15 protein-coding genes are annotated in these 16,539 nt (G+C 65.2%); 8 read left to right on the top strand and 7 right to left on the bottom strand.

Annotation, left to right across the window (positions count from 1 at the left end; translation table 11 throughout):
• Positions 1–536: 536 nt before the first annotated feature.
• The gene (locus BM118_RS28940; protein WP_177234792.1) at positions 537–956 is read right to left on the bottom strand and encodes a response regulator; all 420 of its coding nucleotides are present in this window, start codon (positions 954–956) and stop codon (positions 537–539) included.
• A gap of 502 nt (positions 957–1,458) precedes the next feature.
• Between BM118_RS28940 and BM118_RS28935 the strand changes: the two genes are divergently transcribed.
• From BM118_RS28935 to BM118_RS28920, 4 genes are all read left to right on the top strand, one after another.
• Complete coding sequence (locus BM118_RS28935; protein WP_092189696.1) at positions 1,459–2,169, top strand: Crp/Fnr family transcriptional regulator; 711 nt, start codon at positions 1,459–1,461, stop codon at positions 2,167–2,169.
• A 191-nt stretch (positions 2,170–2,360) separates the two neighbouring features.
• Complete coding sequence (locus tag BM118_RS28930) at positions 2,361–3,059, top strand: Crp/Fnr family transcriptional regulator (protein WP_177234783.1); 699 nt, start codon at positions 2,361–2,363, stop codon at positions 3,057–3,059.
• A gap of 156 nt (positions 3,060–3,215) precedes the next feature.
• A complete protein-coding gene (locus tag BM118_RS28925) occupies positions 3,216–3,593 on the top strand; it encodes an Hpt domain-containing protein (RefSeq protein ID WP_177234782.1) in 378 nt (125 codons plus the stop codon).
• Positions 3,594–3,690: 97 nt separating this feature from the next.
• The gene (locus BM118_RS28920; RefSeq protein WP_092189690.1) at positions 3,691–3,939 is read left to right on the top strand and encodes a hypothetical protein; all 249 of its coding nucleotides are present in this window, start codon (positions 3,691–3,693) and stop codon (positions 3,937–3,939) included.
• 54 nt (positions 3,940–3,993) lie between these two features.
• Here the strand turns inward: BM118_RS28920 and BM118_RS28915 are convergent, their stop codons facing one another.
• Positions 3,994–4,617 carry a helix-turn-helix domain-containing protein gene (locus BM118_RS28915; protein ID WP_092189688.1) on the bottom strand — a complete coding sequence of 208 codons (624 nt, stop codon included), beginning with the start codon at positions 4,615–4,617 and terminating at the stop codon, positions 3,994–3,996.
• A 341-nt stretch (positions 4,618–4,958) separates the two neighbouring features.
• On the opposite strand from BM118_RS28915, the gene BM118_RS28910 reads away from it, so the two are divergent.
• The 3 genes from BM118_RS28910 to BM118_RS28900 all read left to right on the top strand — a co-directional run bounded on the left by BM118_RS28910 (position 4,959) and on the right by BM118_RS28900 (position 8,383).
• Positions 4,959–6,122, top strand: coding sequence for a hypothetical protein (locus BM118_RS28910; protein ID WP_092189686.1), 1,164 nt, complete (start codon positions 4,959–4,961; stop codon positions 6,120–6,122).
• 336 nt (positions 6,123–6,458) lie between these two features.
• Positions 6,459–6,884: a hypothetical protein gene (locus tag BM118_RS28905; protein WP_177234791.1), complete on the top strand. Its 426-nt coding sequence runs from the start codon at positions 6,459–6,461 to the stop codon at positions 6,882–6,884.
• Between the two features lie 284 nt (positions 6,885–7,168).
• A complete protein-coding gene (locus BM118_RS28900) occupies positions 7,169–8,383 on the top strand; it encodes an EAL domain-containing response regulator (RefSeq protein WP_092189684.1) in 1,215 nt (404 codons plus the stop codon).
• Positions 8,384–9,318: 935 nt separating this feature from the next.
• On the opposite strand, the gene BM118_RS28890 is transcribed toward BM118_RS28900, so the two are convergent.
• Positions 9,319–10,179 (bottom strand): DMT family transporter, encoded by an 861-nt coding sequence (locus BM118_RS28890; protein WP_092189681.1) that lies wholly within the window; start codon positions 10,177–10,179, stop codon positions 9,319–9,321.
• A gap of 161 nt (positions 10,180–10,340) precedes the next feature.
• Between BM118_RS28890 and BM118_RS28885 the strand changes: the two genes are divergently transcribed.
• Positions 10,341–11,711 carry an aminotransferase-like domain-containing protein gene (locus tag BM118_RS28885; protein ID WP_177234790.1) on the top strand — a complete coding sequence of 457 codons (1,371 nt, stop codon included), beginning with the start codon at positions 10,341–10,343 and terminating at the stop codon, positions 11,709–11,711.
• Here the strand turns inward: BM118_RS28885 and BM118_RS28880 are convergent.
• The 4 genes from BM118_RS28880 to BM118_RS28865 form a co-directional block, all read right to left on the bottom strand.
• Positions 11,708–12,322 carry a GDYXXLXY domain-containing protein gene (locus tag BM118_RS28880; protein ID WP_092189677.1) on the bottom strand — a complete coding sequence of 205 codons (615 nt, stop codon included), beginning with the start codon at positions 12,320–12,322 and terminating at the stop codon, positions 11,708–11,710. The two genes, BM118_RS28885 and BM118_RS28880, sit on opposite strands and share 4 nt — an antisense overlap.
• On the bottom strand, positions 12,319–13,590 hold the full coding sequence (locus BM118_RS28875; protein ID WP_092189675.1) for a DUF2157 domain-containing protein: 1,272 nt from the start codon (positions 13,588–13,590) through the stop codon (positions 12,319–12,321). Before BM118_RS28875 ends, BM118_RS28880 begins: the two co-directional genes overlap by 4 nt.
• Positions 13,591–13,779: 189 nt before the next feature.
• Entirely contained in the window at positions 13,780–14,760 is a 981-nt protein-coding gene (locus tag BM118_RS28870; RefSeq protein ID WP_177234781.1) for a Bug family tripartite tricarboxylate transporter substrate binding protein, read from the bottom strand.
• 79 nt (positions 14,761–14,839) lie between these two features.
• Positions 14,840–16,480, bottom strand: a complete 1,641-nt coding sequence (locus BM118_RS28865) for an FAD-dependent oxidoreductase (RefSeq protein ID WP_177234789.1) — start codon at positions 16,478–16,480, stop codon at positions 14,840–14,842.
• Positions 16,481–16,539: the final 59 nt, after the last annotated feature.

Genomic DNA, 16,539 nt, shown 5'->3' with positions numbered 1-16,539 from the left:
AAGATGTTATCCAGGATCTTGGCGTTGTTCGGCTCCTGCTCGAACTTCACCAGCTGATTGTCGACGGTGTCCAGGCTCTCGCTGGTCTCCGTCAAAAACTCCCGCAACAGATCATCCATGAGCTACGCCTTACTGAGCTGGGCTTCGGCGCCTGAGCCACGCTTGGCCTCAACGGAAGTCCGCGCTGGATCGTTAGACATCCCCTTTCACGGTCCCGTTAATTTCATCCTCCGTGCTAATACGGATATTGAAGAGAAGTTTGCGGGTCGGCCGCATGCGGCAGCGATTTTCGGCAAAACCGGCACCGAACCGTCGCGAAAGGAAGCGTTAGGTAAACGCGCCGATAACGGCGAGACGACACGCGCGAAAAGTCCTGCTCGTCAAAGACGATATGCACGGCCCGCGTGGGATCGAAGCCGATCGCCCGCAATCGGGAGCGCTCTTGCGACCATCGCGTCGCGCCTTGCCGGGATCCGCAAGGCTCGCGGTTGTGGTAAACAATTGCTTACCCCGCCGCCACGACGGCCTGTGCCGCGCTAACCGAGGCGCGCAGCCGAGGCAACGTCGTCGGAACGGTGCACCGCGAGGCAATCGTTGATGGCGGCGAGCAACGCGTGCGGCGTAAACGGCTTGCGCAGACAGCGTGCCGCGCCGAGCTCGAGCGCCATCCGGAGGAAATCGGGAGCGGGTGAATTCAGATTTGCGAAAGCGTAGCCGGACATCGCGATCAGCGGAATGGCGGGCGCCCGCTCGTGGAAGATCCTGATCGATTCGAAGCCGCGCATGTGCGGCATGAAGATGTCGATGATCATCAGATCGAAATGTTCGTGTTTGAGGGCGCGCAGTCCGACCTCGCCTCCTTCGGCAATCGTCACCCGAAAATGGTTTCGCTGGAGATAGACCTCGATGGCCATGCACACCATCGGGTCGTCGTCGACAACGAGAATATGGTGCAGACTTTCTGTCCCCGTTTGAGCTTCCAGTTTCGGCGATTCAATAATTGAACCGTGGGGCACGCCTTTCTCCTCTGGTTGGGATCGAACAATTGACGGTCGCAAACATCTTTGGCGGAGCCAGGAAAACGGAAACGACGGATGCGAAATCTGCAGCCATGCGGCGCCATGATTCGGAGCGATGTCCGGTTGCTGTAACCACTCGTCCAATAGACGAGGCTGCGCGGACTGACCGGCGTCCGATCGCCGCGCGGATGCAGTGCTCCCGGCTCATGAAGGCCCCCCTGCCGCTTTCTCCTGCGCAGCCTCGCAGGACTGGCGCGACGGTTCCCGAGCGAATCAGCGCGCAGTACTTATTTCCGCCGCAAATGCGCCAGCCTGTCTGCCCTCTAACGGGTATATGGACAGTGCCACAACCTGTACAATATGCTTTATTGCGTGCAACTTGACCGACGAAACGGGCGCGGCGTCGATCGTAGATTGAACGCGCCGGAATTGATCCTGCATGACCGCGAGCGGCTCCCCGCCCAATCAGTTGCTGCAAATGCTCGATGCGGCGGATTTCAACCTGCTGCGCCCCCATCTCGCGACAGTCGAAATGGTCAGGAAATCTGTCTTGGGCGAGGCGGGCGCCGCGCTGAGATACGTCTACTTCCCGCACGGCGGGTCCGTTTCGATCACGCTGGGCTTGTCCGAAGGACAAATGATCGAGATCGCGATGCTGGGGCGCGACAGCGTCGTGGGCGGCGGCGCGGCGCTTGCCGACGGCGTCGCGCCGGCGGACGCGGTCGTGCTCTTCCCCGGCACGGCTTCCATGCTTGAAATCGCGGCTTTCCGGACGATCGCCGCCGCGAGCGTCCCGTTTCGAAGTCTGATGGTGCGTCATGAGCAGGTCCTGCTCGCACATGCGCAACAATCGTTGCTCTGCAACACGCTGCACCCGGTCGAGGCCCGGCTGGCGCGCTGGCTCCTGCGGGCCCACGACCTCTCCGACAGCGCGATCCTGCCGCTGACACAGGAGGCGCTGGCACAGATGATGGGCGTGCGGCGCAACGCCATTTCTCTCGTCGCGCATGCACTGCAGCGGGCTGGCATCATTCGCTACACCCGCGGGCAGATCGAAATCATCGACCTTCCCGCGCTGGAGGCGACGTCCTGCGACTGCTATGCGGCGGTCAAGGCCCTCCATTCACGCCTGCTCGGAGCGCCGCGGTGACGAGAGCTCGACGCGGCCGATCTGCATGCCGAGGTGCACACAGCGGCGCAAGGGTGACGTCGCACCCGGACATCTTGTCTCAATTGCCTATATATCCCGACGGGAACATGATGGAGCCTACCCGTGCCGGGATCGGCAAATTCGCTCTCGCAAGTCCCTGCCTGACGAGACGGGAGGCAGCTTTGGAAACGATGGCGCGTCCATCCAACGGTTTCCTGTCCGCGCTGTCGGCGGACGATTATGAGTTGATCCGCCCGTACCTGCGCACAGTCGATCTGCCGCACGAGACCGTGCTGGTCGAGACCGGCGAGACGCTCAAGCGCGCGTTCTTTCCCCACCGCGGCGTCATCTCGCTGGTGGTGAAGCTCGCCAGGGGCGAGCACGTGCAGGTCGCCATGATCGGCCGCGACAGCCTGCTCGGCACGCTCTCGACCATGGGCGATGCATGCGCGCTGAACACGGCGATCGTGCTGATTCCCGGCGTCGCATCGATGATGGATCTCGACCGGCTGCGCATCGCGGCCGACCAGAGCGGCACCCTGCGGGCGTTGCTCACACGCCACGGGCTGGCGGTTTACGCGCAGGTCCAGCAGACCGCGGGCTGCAACGCCGCCCACCCGGTGGAATCGCGGCTGTCGCGCTGCCTGTTGCACACCCATGATCTGTCGGGCGACTACCGGCTGCTGCTGACCCAGGAGGCCATGGCGCAGATGATCGGGGCGCGGCGCAACAGCGTGTCGCTGGTGGCCAATACCTTGCAGCAGGCCAATTTCATCCACTACAGCCGCGGGCACATCCAGATCCTGAACCTGGACGGCCTGCGCCAGACCGCGTGCGAATGCTACGCCACCGTGAAGGCCCAGTACGACCGCCTGCTCGGCCAGCGCTGACCGGCGCCGTCGCGTGGTAAACCTGCGGCTAATGCCGGCCTGCAAACACCCGCCGTCCTGCTACCGGAACTGAAATTCAAATGCCGTAGACACGGGCCGAGCCTCGCGCCGGACGCGCCGCGCGACAAACGAACCGTGACCAGGGCAGGCGAAGCCATGCTTGAAATGACCGATGCGCCAGCGCAGGGAGCGCTCGATGCCGAGCCCGCGCGCGAGCCGGGCGCGTACGCGGCGCTGGTGCGCGAGATCGGCGAGGACGGCGCCGGCGAAGTGCGCGCCGTGTTCTGGAGCGAGACCTGCGCACGCCTGCAACTGTTCCGCACGCTCTCGCTCGCGCAGCATCCCGCCAAAATCGCGCGCGAAGCGCATTCGCTGAAGAGCGCGGCCGGGACGTTCGGCTATGTCAGGCTCGCGGCGCTGGCGCTGCGGCTGGAGAAGACCGCGGAGACGCTCGGCGAGGCCGAATTCAGTGATCTCCTGGCGCGCATGGATGCCGCCTACGCCGCCGCGCGCGCGCAGGAGCCGCAGGCATAACGAGACTGATGCAACCCCGCCGTACTTCTACGGTTTGGGATTTTCACAGATGGCTAATCATAGCTGGCGATAGTCGCCGGAAACCAGGAGGGTTTCCATGTTCACCTACGAGACTGCGGACCAGAAGGAGGTCCGTCGCTTCCGCATCGCACAGTTCAACGGCCGAATGGCGACGGTGAAGGCTGGCGAGTCGACGGTGACTGGCTTCGTGCGCTCGGTGCTGGAGCAGGAATCGAGCATCCCTCCCCGCTGGACCATCACGATCATTCCGAACGCGCCGAAGGAAGAGATCAAGCCGCTGCGCCCCATCTCGCGCGCGCGCCCCTTCTCCGAAGACTATTTCTGAACGCGATCGGCCGCTCCGGCCCCGCGCCGCCACCGGCGGCGCAAGACAAGAATCTCAATCGATCGAATGCAGCAGCGCCGCGCGGACGAGGTCCGCGGTGTTGCGCGCACCGAGCTTGCGCATCGCCTCGGCGCGATGGCTCTCGAACGTGCGCGGACTGATCTGCATCCGAAGCGCACCCTGCTTGTTCGAATAGCCCTCGCTGATCAGCCGGAGCACCTCGCGCTCGCGCTTGGTCAGCCGCTTCTGGCCCGACAGGCCCAGGAGTTCGGTGCTCGGCACGCGCTGCGGCTGCAGCACACGGGCGGCCTTCGATTCGGCGTCCTCGATCCGGGGCGGGACCGGCGAGTCGCCCTTGTGGGGACCGGCAAGCTGCTTGACCAGGCCGCAAACGCGCTCGGTCTGCGTCAGCGCATTCTCCACCACCCGCTGCAAATAGGCACGGTCGCCGGTAACCGGCGCGAGCTGATCGCTGTGATGCTTGATCTCGCCCATGTAGAGCAGGAGCGCAGTCAGGGGGCCGTTGAGCTCGCGGGCGATGGCGGCGGCCATCTCGTCGGCGGCCTTGGCACGGGCGGCGTTCAGGCGGACGAAATCGAGCTCTTCAGCCGGAGCAGTGCTGCTTTCGTACCATTCCGACGGCCGCGAATCGGTCGCCGTATCGTTCTGTGACCCCATGTGACCTGTTTAGCGGAACCCGGACCGATCTGTGGTTAACTTTCTGCTCCGTAAGACTACGGTGATTTTGGCAGTTTTGCGCTAAAACGCCGGCATCGGCACAATTTATGCTTGCGTGAAGCTGTCCTTGACCATGCAAGGGTTGAGAGCTTCGCCCAAATCCCGGGCAAACGGGGCCGCAGCCTCCTTAACCGCCGTCTCCCAGACGATCGTCCGCCGCCCCCGGATTTTACGGATAAATTAACGGCGACTTGCTTCTCTAGATCCGATTGAGAGCGCGCAAATGCCTCCATGCATTAGGCCGGTAGGCTTGCTGGAATCATTGCGGAAGATTGCGTGCCATGAACGAGATCGATCGGCTGTCCGAATTCTTGCAGAGGCTGACGCCGCTCTCACGCAGCTGTCTGCTCAGCGAGCTCGAGCGGCTCGAGCTGTGCGGCATCGACATGCCGGGCTCGGCCGACGTCCAGGCCCGCCTGCGCGCCGAGTTTCGCAAGGACGGATCGACCCAGGCGCGCGCCACCAGCCCCTCGCGCTATTTCTTCGCGCCGCTCGAGCTGCTGCTGATCGACGGTGCACCCGAGCACGCCAATATGGGGCGAATTTCGCGCAACACCCTCACCCCGATCTGGGAGTGGATCTGCCGCGACCTGCTGCCGACCATGGCGCGCGACTACATCAAGGCGATCAACGACCAGGTCGCCGCCAACAACCCGAAGGAAGTGCTGAAGATCGCGTCGACCTTCCAGACCAAGGTCGTCAAGGTCCTCGAGAACACCCTCGCATCAGCGGAGAGCTCCGAGTTCGCCCGCGGCAAGCTCGCGCAGTACACGGCTTCGCGCAGCGCCTTCGACGACGTCAAGAAGATGCAGCAGGTGCTGCGCGCCGGCGCCGCGCTGCCGAAGTTCAACGAAAAGCTGCCCGAGAAGATCGCGAAATTCGACGACGGCCAGGTCGCCCAGATCACCGCGCAGCTCGATGCCTTCAAGAAGGCCCATCCCGAGGCGCTGCCCTTCGCGCTGGCGCTGGTGGCGCGGCGGCTGAAGACGTCCTGGCAATTGGCGCGCCTCGCCACCAAGGCCGCCGCGAGCAAGAGCGCGGCCGACGTCGCCGCCACGCCCTATGCCTGCGTCGTTGCCATGGTGCTCGACCGGCTCGACGACAAGCGCCTCGCTCTCAGGATCGCGCTCCGGCACAACCGGGTGCTGGTCGCGCGCGACCTGCTCGCCGAGATCTACGACATCGAATATGCGCTCAAGGTCCGCATCGACGGCATCGAACATTGCGAATGGGGCGTCCGCCTCCAACAATTGATGGACGCGATCGCGGCGCTGGTGGCCGCCGAGGTGAGCCGCTTCCCGGCCAATGTCGGACACATTCTCGGCTCGCGCCGGCTACGCAGCCACGATACGCTCGGCGGCAAGCTGTCCTACCTGGCCTGGAAGGGACGCGACGCCGTGCAGGACGGCGCGGCAGCGTTTCGCAAATTGATCGGACAGACCTGACATCCGGCGGCGCAATCAATGCGCGCGCGGCAGGCACAGGAAGCGATCGAGAAATCGCCCTGACAGCACGAACCTGAACCACCAATACAATATTCGCCGCGTCGTCATTGCTGCGATCCTCGACAGCCCACCACCGGCTGCCTGGAGCAATAGCGCAGGTGCAGCAAGCCGCATGTGATCTATTTCACACTTGCGCCGTCGCGGCCGCGCGCATTGTCGCAGAACCGTCACGAGCGGAGGCGGAACTTGCGCGCATCGCGCGAAAATGAGTTCTTCGGCCGCAGCCGTCGCTCCTATTCTCCGGTGCACTGCATGCGCATTGGGAAGGAATTCGCGATGAGATCGAACCGACGGACATTGACGATGGCGGCCCTGCTTGCCGGCGCGCTGGCGCTCACATCGACGACGATGGCACAGACCTCGCCGCCGCAAGACAATGCCGCGCCGACCGCCGACAACGCGGTGTTGCTCACCGTCTTCCTCAAGCACGACCAGTCCCGCCCGCTCGACGAGCTGAATGCGCAGCTCGATAAGCAGGGATTCCGCAAATCGTTTCCGCCGCCCGGAATCGAGGTCGTGAGTTGGTACGTGATGATGGGCATCGGCCAGGTGATCACACTGCGCCTGCCGGCCTCGCGACTGCGCGAGGTCAATCGCGTCATCGAAGATACCGCGTGGGGCGCGTACCGCACCGAGTTCTATCCGACCTACGACTACAGGGCGGTCGGCATGGCTCAGCACGACAAAGCCACAGGCAATTGAGGCCGTCGTTATTCAATTGGGCGGAACGCGAACGGCGTCGTCCAATTGCAGGACACCGGCCTTGCTCTCGCACCAGCAGCATCTTTCAAAAAATCTCTCGCGATGACCGTGTCATGCGCCCGTCACACGCGGTCAGACGTAAAGATTTCTCGAACGAAATCCGAACAATTTTAGGAATGATGAGGGCTTTAACGTTACCCAGATAATCCGACAATCGACTGAAGCCCTCCATATTTGAAACTGCTCCCATCGCTAACACCGTCGCCGAACGGGAGTGGTTTGCGATGAACGATCAAATTGTCGAACTCGCCGGACGAAGGCCCAAGACCTTCGGACGGCGAAAGGTAACGCCGCGCGCTTGCGTCGCTGACGGCAAGCGCCATCTGCGTGCTTTCCTCGCCGAGGTGCTCGAGGATCTCGGCTTCGTCACGACCGAGTGCGCCAGCGCGGAGGAGCTGCAAACCGTGCTGACGAGCGAATTGCCGGACCTGATCCTGCTCGGAATCGCCGCGGACGGCATCGAGCCCGGGACATTTCTGCAGACGCTGGTGCGCGAGGCCTTCGACGGCAAGGTTCTCGCCGTCGGCGCCCGCGAGTCGATCATCGTCAGGGCCGTGCAGCAGGTCGGCGAGGAATATGGCCTTGCGATGCTGCCGCCGCTGACGACGCCCTTTGCCGCCGAGACGCTGCGCGAGCGCGTCGCGATGCTGCTGCCGGAGGAGCCGGCGCCGAGCCCGGCCGTGCATGTCGGCGAGGCCCTGCATGCCGGCTGGCTCGAGCTGTGGTACCAGCCCAAGATCGACGCGAAGACGCTGATCCGCAGCGGCGCGGAGGCGCTGGTGCGGATGCGCCACCCGACCTGGGGCGTGGTGCCGCCGGCCTATTTCATTCCCGAGGCGCACGATCCGCATCTGCGCGACCTCTCGGAATTCGTGATCGAGCGCGCCGTGCAGGACTGGCACTATCTGCTGGAGCAGCAGAGCCCGGTCGATCTCTCGATCAACCTGCCGGCCTCGTATCTGAAGGAGCCGCAGGCCGTGCGCGATCTCTGCCGTCGCATGCCGACGCATCCGGCCTTCGGCGGACTGACGATCGAGATCGACAGCGAGGAAGCGATCCGCGACCTCGATCTCCTCGGCGAGGTGGCGCGCGAAGTGCGCCTGCACAATATCGGCCTGTCGATCGACAATCTCGGCGCCAACTGGCCGTCGCTGATGGACCGGGACAGGCTCCCCTTCATCAAGCTGAAGGCCGACCGGCACTTCGTCACCGGCAGCGGCAATGACCGCCTCAAGCGCACGGTGTGCCGCCACATCGTCGAGCTTGCGCAGGGCTATGGCGCGGGCGCGATCGCCGAAGGCGTCGAGAGCCGCGCCGACCTCGTCGCCGCGAACGAGATCGGCTTCGACTTCGTGCAGGGTTTCCTGTTCGGCAAGCCGATGCCGCTGAAGAAGTTCGCGAGGAGCACGCTGACAAAGACCGTGATGGGAGGCGCGTGAGGGGCGACCTCACGCGAACCGCCGCGCGACGACCACGAGCGTGGTCGCCGCGATCACCTTCCAAGGAAAGCTAGGGCTCCTAGCGGCAGACCCAGGCGCCGTTGACCAGCACGCGGGTGCAAGTTGGCGCCGCGATAGCAGCTCCTGCGGCTGCTGCACCTACGGCTGCTCCACCGACGACGGCACGGCGCGTCGTTCGACGCGCAACGCCAGCGACACTCGCCGGGGTCGCTGGTCGTCCTACGCGAGCCTCTGCGCTCTGAATCGACACTGAAAGACCAGCTTCTTCCGACCACTCCACCGAGCTCATCGCTGCGCAGAGAATGACGGCGCCGGCCAACCAAAAATGAGTTCCGTGTCGCATGACGTCCTCCTTCGTTCCAGTTTCTGACCAAGCTATTTCGCGTTTCGATTCTTGCTTGCGCCCTTTAGAGGTGCCGAGGGCGATGGGTTCGCCACGCCGGCAGCCTGAATACAAGAGAGAAGATCAACGTAGCTTTGAGCGTAGGCGATTGAAGTCGGCTGGCGTTGATGATCGAAGGCGCCTTCTCGTTCGGCCAGTACATCCGCAGCATCAGAACGAACTTGCCGGCGGGTGCGGGCAGCCAGTTCCACTCCTAAAACTACTCTGATGTCGAGAATTCAATTGACCATGGACACTCCGGCAATGATCGGCGGATTTCTGTCAGTCGAGCGAGGAGGCCGATCACCGCCCCATCAGCAAAACGAGCAGGGGATACCGGCCATGCGGACATTGATACCGTCAGCGCGAGATGGCGCGCGATGCACGAGGGAAATAACCCTCCTCATCCAATGAGAGACCGCGCGCCGGAACAGGCGTTGATCTAGATCAACGTTGGCGGTCACAAGACAATGGCACCAGGCGCAGCATCTGTGCCCCGCACCTGCTTGGTCAGGAATTGCGATTCACTGCCTCAGGCAAACCGCCGCGCGAAGAAGACGCAGACGACCACGAGCGCGGTCGCGGCGATCATGCTCCATGCGACGGGCTCGTGCAGCAGCAAGCCGGCGAGCGCGAGACCGAAGAACGGCTGGAGCTGCTGCAATTGACCGACCCGCGCGATGCCGCCGATCGCAAGGCCGCGGTACCAGAAGATGAAGCCGACGAACATGCTGAAGATCGAGACGTAAGCGAGCCCGATCCAGGCCGGCGCAGCGATGCCGCTCCATGTCGACGGCCAGGTCAGGATCGTGACCGGCACCATCAGCGGCACTGCAAGCAGCAGCGCCCAGGAGATCACCTGCCAGCCGCCGAGGCGGCGCGACAAAGCGGCGCCTTCGGCATAGCCGAGCCCGCACAAGACGATCGCGGCGACCATCAGCAGATCGCCGGTGATTGACGCCGAGCCGTCGTTGGAGAGAGCAAAGCCGGCCACCGTGGCGCTGCCGAGGATCGCGAACAGCCAGAACAGGGGTTGCGGCCGCTCGCCGCCGCGCAGCACGGCGAAGATCGCGGTCGACAGCGGCAAGAGGCCGATGAAGACGATCGAATGCGCGGAGGTGATGTGCTGGAGCGCAAGCGCCGTCAGCAGGGGAAAGCCGACCACCACGCCGATCGAGACGATGGCGAGCGAGGCGAGATCGTTTCGCTGCGGCCGCGCCTGACGGAGCAGGCCGAGCACGGCCGCACCTATCAGCGCGGCGATGACCGCGCGCGCCGACGTCAGGAACAGCGCAGAGAAGCCGCCGACCGCCACGCGCGTCGCCGGCAGCGAGCCGCTGAAGATGATGACGCCGAGAAGCCCGTTGCCCCAGCCGCTGCTCGCCGATTGCATGTCCGCCTCGCTCCTTGGGCGGCGATACTCGGCCTTCCCCGGTGGCAAGAACAGCCACAATCCAGTACAATCCAGCCAAACTGTATGGATATGGAAGGCAGTACACCTTGGACAGTGGCGCGCAAACGAAGGGCCGGGGCGGCACCCGGACCGTTGACGTGATGAGCGCGATCCGCGCCAAGGTCGCGGGCCGCGCGCTCGGGGCCGGCGACCGCCTGCCGTCGATCCGCAGCCTTGCCGCGACGATGGGTGTTTCGCCTTCCACCGTCGTCGAGGCCTATGATCGTCTCGCCGCCGAAGGCCTGATCCGCCCCCGCCGTGGTTCAGGGTTTTATGTCTCGCCGACCGTCACGCCGCCGCTTGCGTTGACCGAGGTCGAGCCGCGCCGCGATCGTGCCGTGGACCCGTTCTGGGTCTCGCGGCAATCGCTCGATGCCGACGAGAGCGTGCTCAAACCCGGCTGCGGCTGGCTGCCGCCGGAGTGGATGCCGGAAGAGGCCTTGCGCCGCGCCGCGCGCGCACTCGCCCGCACTGATGCGAGCGTATTGACCAATTACGGTTCGACCTCGGGCTCCCTCGCACTGCGCCGGCTGCTACTGACGCGCCTTGCGGAAGACGCGATCGAGGCGTCGGTCGACCAGCTGATGCTGACGGGCTCGGGCACGCAAGCGACCGACCTCGTCTGCCGTTTCCTGCTTCGCCCCGGCGACACGGTGCTGATCGACGATCCCTGCTACTTCAACTTTCGGGCCTTGTTGCGCGCGCATCAGGCCAAGATCGTCGGCGTGCCCTACACACCGTCGGGTCCGGATATCGCGCGCTTCGAGCAGATCCTCACCAGCGAGCGGCCGCGGCTCTACATCACCAATTCAGCGCTGCACAATCCGACCGGCGCGACGCTATCGCTCCAGACCGCGCACCGGCTGTTGACCGCGGCCGCGGCGCACGACCTCACCATCATCGAGGACGACATTTTTGGCGACTTCGAGCCGGAACGCTCGCCGCGCCTGGCCGCACTCGACGGCCTCAATCGCGTGATCCGCATCGGCAGCTTCTCCAAGACGCTGTCGGCCTCGGTGCGCTGCGGCTACATCGCCGCGCGCGCCGACTGGATCGAGCATCTCGTCGATCTCCAGGTCGCAACCAGTTTTGGCGGCCCGAGCCCGGTCGCGACCGACATCATCGCCGGGGTCTTGGCCGGTGGCAGCTATCGCAAGCACATGGACGAGCTCCGGCAAAGGCTCACGCGCGCCCGGCGCGAGGTGGCACGCAAGCTCCAGGCCCTGGGCATCGAGCCCTGGCTGACGCCGCGCGGCGGCTTCTTCCTCTGGTGCCGCCTCGCGGGCGGACAGGATGCCACCGCGGTCGCGCGCGCCGCGCTCGAGGAGAACGTCGTGCTCGCACCGGGCAACGTGTTCAGCGTGTCGCAGACGGCATCGCACCTCATGCGGTTCAACGTGGCGCAGATGAGCGATCCCAGGGTGTGGGACGTGCTGCGGCGGGCGCTGAAGGCGAAACAGATCGACCGCTAGTACAACGGCTCCTCGTACACCGGCTCGCCGTCGAGCAGCAGGCGCTTGATCGCCGCGCGCCCTGACGGCAGCACGGCAGCGACGACCCGCAGCTTCTGCTGGTTGCGGGCCTGCTCGAGCTTCTTGCCCTCACCTTCGGGCACGAAATAGCTTTCGAGACCGTATTTGATGGTCAGCTTGTCGCAGAAGGTGCGACCGGTTGGACCGCAGGTACCTCCGGAATGGGCGACATGCCCCCGAATCAGGATTTCGGGCGCCGTGACCGTGACGGGCTCGACGGACACCGAGACGGCCTCGTAGAGCCCGTTGGCATTGGGCACCAGCTTGACGAACACGGTGGGATTGCGCTCGGTGGCCGGCTTGCCGGCGAGTGCGCCCGCCGGCAGTTGCGAGATGTCGTAGCGCAGCACGACATAGTCGCCGCGCAGGAGATCGCGGGGATCGACCGGCTGTGTCTGCAAGGTCACCTCGCGGCCTTCGCGCAGGACCTGCATGCGATCGGCGACCATCAGGACCAGCAGCGCGCATTGCAACAGGATGGCAACACCGAACAGCACGGCTTTCGGGATGCGCTGCCAGAGTTTTGTAACGGATGCGACCATCTCCATCATCGCCCGGTCCTCGGCAGCGCGCGATTGAGCGCGGTTGCAAATGCGACGGCCACGATTCCGGCCGCCCCAAGGAAGGCCGAGCGGCGCAGCAGCGAGCCCTTCACCGCCCAGGTGATGCCGGCGATGACGCCGGCGATCCCGAGCCAGCCGGCAACGATCCGCGGACGCACCTCGTCGAGCATGCCTGACACGACGAGGCACAGCATGGCGCAGAGCAGCGCGGCATAAGCGAACCAGGGCTCGCCGGCCGTGGATGCCGGCCAGAGCGGCGCCGCGAGCAGGAGGAGCCCGATTGAACATCCTGCCAGAACTTCACCTGCGCGCCTGGTGATTGCGGCGGACGCAAGGGCAAGGATCACGCCGGCGCCCCCGCACAGAATTGCCCAAAGCGGTTGAGCTGGCGCAGTGCCGGTCCGGAAGCGGATGATGTCGTCGACCGTCGTCACCTCCAGGAAAGCGACGGCGGCCAGCGAAAACGCCCCGTAAATCGACAGCACGCTCCCAAGCCGCAGCGCCCTCGGCGACGGTGCGGCCGCGATCGCGAGCCCGGCCCCGAACAGCAGGGCCGCGCCGTTCGCGAGCACGAATGACGGCTGGGCCCCATCGAATTCGAAGCGAAGCGACGTCGCGATCCACCAGGGAAGCACCGCGATCGCGACGAGGTGAGCCGCGACGCGGGAATTCCACGCAAGGGCCAGAGCGGCGGCGAGGGGCCAGACCGCCACGAACGGAAGATGCAGCGCGTCCGGCGCATCGTAAATCCGCATGCAGGTCCAGATGGAGGCGGCCACGAGGGCGACCGCAAGCGCGCCGCGCGATTCCGTCAGCAGCGCCGCGGCAAGCGCGCCGATCGACCACAGCAGCATGCCGCCGGCGAAGTCGTCGCCGAGATGATACATCTGCCCGACCAGCGCGATGCCCGCGCCGAAGATGATCGCCCCGATGCTGGCGCAGAGATCGGCGAGAACCGTGCGACCCGTGCCGGCGAACCACGCCCCGAGTCCGCCCGCGACGATCATGCCGGCAATCAGGATCGCGAACCGCAGCAGCCGCGCGATCTCCGTCCAGTGCGCCGCGACGAAGGCAAGGAATGCGGCTGCGATCAGCAGGCCGCCGACGATGCCGACGACCACCGCGACGTTGACGCCGGGCGAGAGCGGCGGCAGCGCATTGCGGATCGAGACGGCGGCCGCCGGCGCGATCACGCCGTCGGCTTCCCATTGCGCTAGATCAGCTTCGAGGCGTTGCCGGTAGGTTCTGTCGAACATCGTCGTGGGTCACCTGACTTCCTGCCAGCCGGCGGGATGCTGTTGGTCGGACCGCGGCGATGGGAGGTTCAACTGGGCACTGCTCTGGTTGCGGGGCACCAGTTGTCGATTACACCACGACAATTGGCACCCCGCCAATCCCGGATGTGACGCTGTGCGCGTTCACACCGGGCGGTGCGAAAGCCGTGCCTAGTTCGGCTTGATGCCGGCCTCGCTGATGAGCTTGCCCCATTTCGTGCTTTCGCTTTGAATGAAGCGGCCGAACTGCTCCGGCGACATTGGCGCGGGCTCTGCGCCGAGGGTCCTGATCTTCTCGACCACCGATGGGTTCTTCAGGGCTTTCGTGAAAGCCTCGTTCAGCCTGGCGACGATGTCGGCGGGCGTGCCGGCCGGCGCAACCAGCCCGAACCAGCCCACGGATTCGAAACCCGCAATGCCGGTCTCCGCCAGCGTCGGCACATCTGGCAGGGATGAAAGGCGGCGCGCCGAGGAGACGCCGATCGCGTTGAGCTTGCCTTCGAGGATCAGTTGCCTCGATGCGGGAATATCCAGCACCGCGAAGGGGACATGGCCGGCAAGGACATCGACCGTCGCGGGCGCGGTCCCTCGGTACGGAACCAGCTCCATCGCAATGCCCGCCTTCTGCGTGAACAGCGCCGCCGTCAAATGCATGGCCGTCGAATTGCCACCATGTCCGATCGACAGCGCACCCGGCTTTGCCTTGGCGAGCGCGACCGTCTCCGCCGTGCTGTGCGCAGGTATGTTCGCAGAGGCGACGAGCACAAAGGGAATTTCCGCAAGCAGCGTGATCGGCGCGAGATCCTTCAGCTCGAACGGCATCGACGAGTTGAGATGCGGGTTCACCGTCAGCGCGCCCGCCGGCGCGACGCCGAGCGTGTAGCCGTCCGGCCTTGCCTGCGCGACCGCGGCCATGCCGATGTTGCCGCCAGCACCCGCGCGGTTCTCGATCACCAGGCTCTGCTTGAGCTCGGCGGAGACCAACGGCTCGAGCGCACGGATCACGGTATCGGCGCTGCCACCGGGCGGGAAGGTCACGATGATCTTGATCAATTGCTCCGGATAGGCGGCTTCGCTCGCCTCCAGCGGCAGCACGGCGAAAGTCGCGGCCGTCAGCACGGCCAGAATGCGGCGCCTTGCAACGTGAAACACGTTCCCCTCCTCGGTACGTTCTTGTTTGTGAACCACGACCGGGCGGCCTGCGCCGCCAGACCGTCCGCTTCAAGTCGCCTTACGCCGCAGCGCCGGTGATGCGCGCCAGCAAGCCCAGCGGATTCTCGGGACCGACCTGCCCGCGCCAGGCGATGTGCTGGTCTGGCCGTGCCAGCACCAGCTTCTCGGCATAGGCGCCGTTCGCCTCGTCTGGCGCGATGTCGACCAGTGCGAGCGGGATGCCGCGCTCCCTTGCGGCGGATTGCAGCCGCGCCACATCGATCGCCGGGTCGAACCGCAACAATGTGTAGCCGGCTCCGAATGCGTCGTAGAGCGATCGTCCGTCGCGCAGGAACAGATGCGGCGCGCGGGCGCCGGGCACGGTGGAGGGTGTGAAGCTGCCCATCGCGTAAGCCGGCGGCGTTTCGCCGTCATAGGCGATGATTGGCGAGGCATCGTAGTAGTAGCCGAAATTGAGACCCGCGCAGCAATATTGCTGCACGTTGAGATCGTAGGCCGCTTTGGCCAGCGCTGCGCGCGCCGCATGGCCGCGCGGCGTGTCGTCCTCGATCTCCGCCGACACGCCGCCGCGCTGCGCCATCATCTTCATCGCATGATCCATCGCGAAGCGCGACACCTGCTCGGTGATGGGCTGACGCTCCGCTTCATAAGCGTCGAGGATCGAGGCCGGTGCCCACCCGTTCAGATGCGCCGCCAATTGCCAACAGAGATCGACGGCATCTGCGATGCCCGCATTCATGCCGTAGCCGGCATAGGGCATCCACAGATGCGCGGCGTCGCCGCAGATGAAGACCCTGCGGTAGCGGAAGCGATCGGCCACCAGCCGGCGCCCAACCCAGTCCTCCTTGCTGAGGACCCGGTATTCGAAGCGCTCGTCGACGCCGAGAATGGCGCGGATCGCCCAGTCGCGATCGACCGAATCGAACTCGGGCTCGTCGGGCTTGAGGTGGTTGTGGATCAGCCAGCGGTCGTGACCGTCGATCGCAACCGTCGTGCCCGAGCGTCGCGGGTTGAGCGAGAGCACCATCCAGGCCGGCTTGTGTGCACCCATCAGTCCCTTGAGCTGGGGCGCTTCGATGAAGGTCGATTGCACGCGCTGGATCACCGGCGTGCCGGACAGGCTGGCACCGATCGATTTGCGAACCAGGGAACGGCTGCCGTCGCACCCGATCACGAAGGACGCTTCGATACGAAGCGAGCTGCCGCTGTCGAGGTCGCGCGCCAGTGCGGTCACATGGCCGTCGTCCTGTTCGATGTCGGTGATTTCCGTACGCGCCAGAATGGTGATGCGCGGCTGCGCGGCGGCATGGCTGAACAGGATTGGCTCGAGATAGACCTGGTTGATCCGGTGCGGCGGCTCGGGCGTCGGCCACCAGGTGTCCGGGCCGCCGGTTGCGCTGTAACGGCGCGCGCGCGAGGGAATGTCGATGCGGCAGAGCTCGATGCCGGTCGCCGTGGTGCGGTAGGAGCAATCGTTCGGGAAGTCCGCCGGCAGGCCTGCATCGCGCAGCTTTGCGGCGACGCCGAGCCGGCGGAAGATTTCCATCGAGCGCGCCGAGACGTGATTGCATTTGACGCTGGGCGGATCGCCGGCATGGCGAATCTCCGCGACGACGACGTCAATCCCGCGCGAGGCCAGATCCATGGCCGCGGTCAATCCCACGGGCCCGGCGCCCACGACCAGCACCTGTGTCCTCATGCTCATCTCCACTCCTCTTGCCTCGCCACGGATTCTCCGTCCGCGCAGCATGCATTTTA

The organism is Bradyrhizobium sp. cf659, from assembly GCF_900113725.1.
GTDB lineage: Bacteria > Pseudomonadota > Alphaproteobacteria > Rhizobiales > Xanthobacteraceae > Bradyrhizobium.
This window is presented reverse-complemented; position numbering and strand designations above follow the sequence as displayed.

Coding starts and splice junctions, on each gene's coding strand:
- BM118_RS28885 (WP_177234790.1), top strand. CDS start 10,341: ATGAGCGCGATCCGCGCCAAGGTCGCGGGCCGCGCGCTCGGGGCCGGC.
- BM118_RS28890 (WP_092189681.1), bottom strand. CDS start 10,179: ATGCAATCGGCGAGCAGCGGCTGGGGCAACGGGCTTCTCGGCGTCATC.
- BM118_RS28925 (WP_177234782.1), top strand. CDS start 3,216: ATGCTTGAAATGACCGATGCGCCAGCGCAGGGAGCGCTCGATGCCGAG.
- BM118_RS28910 (WP_092189686.1), top strand. CDS start 4,959: ATGAACGAGATCGATCGGCTGTCCGAATTCTTGCAGAGGCTGACGCCG.
- BM118_RS28880 (WP_092189677.1), bottom strand. CDS start 12,322: ATGATGGAGATGGTCGCATCCGTTACAAAACTCTGGCAGCGCATCCCG.
- BM118_RS28935 (WP_092189696.1), top strand. CDS start 1,459: ATGACCGCGAGCGGCTCCCCGCCCAATCAGTTGCTGCAAATGCTCGAT.
- BM118_RS28865 (WP_177234789.1), bottom strand. CDS start 16,480: ATGAGGACACAGGTGCTGGTCGTGGGCGCCGGGCCCGTGGGATTGACC.
- BM118_RS28900 (WP_092189684.1), top strand. CDS start 7,169: ATGAACGATCAAATTGTCGAACTCGCCGGACGAAGGCCCAAGACCTTC.
- BM118_RS28930 (WP_177234783.1), top strand. CDS start 2,361: ATGGCGCGTCCATCCAACGGTTTCCTGTCCGCGCTGTCGGCGGACGAT.
- BM118_RS28915 (WP_092189688.1), bottom strand. CDS start 4,617: ATGGGGTCACAGAACGATACGGCGACCGATTCGCGGCCGTCGGAATGG.
- BM118_RS28920 (WP_092189690.1), top strand. CDS start 3,691: ATGTTCACCTACGAGACTGCGGACCAGAAGGAGGTCCGTCGCTTCCGC.
- BM118_RS28875 (WP_092189675.1), bottom strand. CDS start 13,590: ATGTTCGACAGAACCTACCGGCAACGCCTCGAAGCTGATCTAGCGCAA.
- BM118_RS28905 (WP_177234791.1), top strand. CDS start 6,459: ATGAGATCGAACCGACGGACATTGACGATGGCGGCCCTGCTTGCCGGC.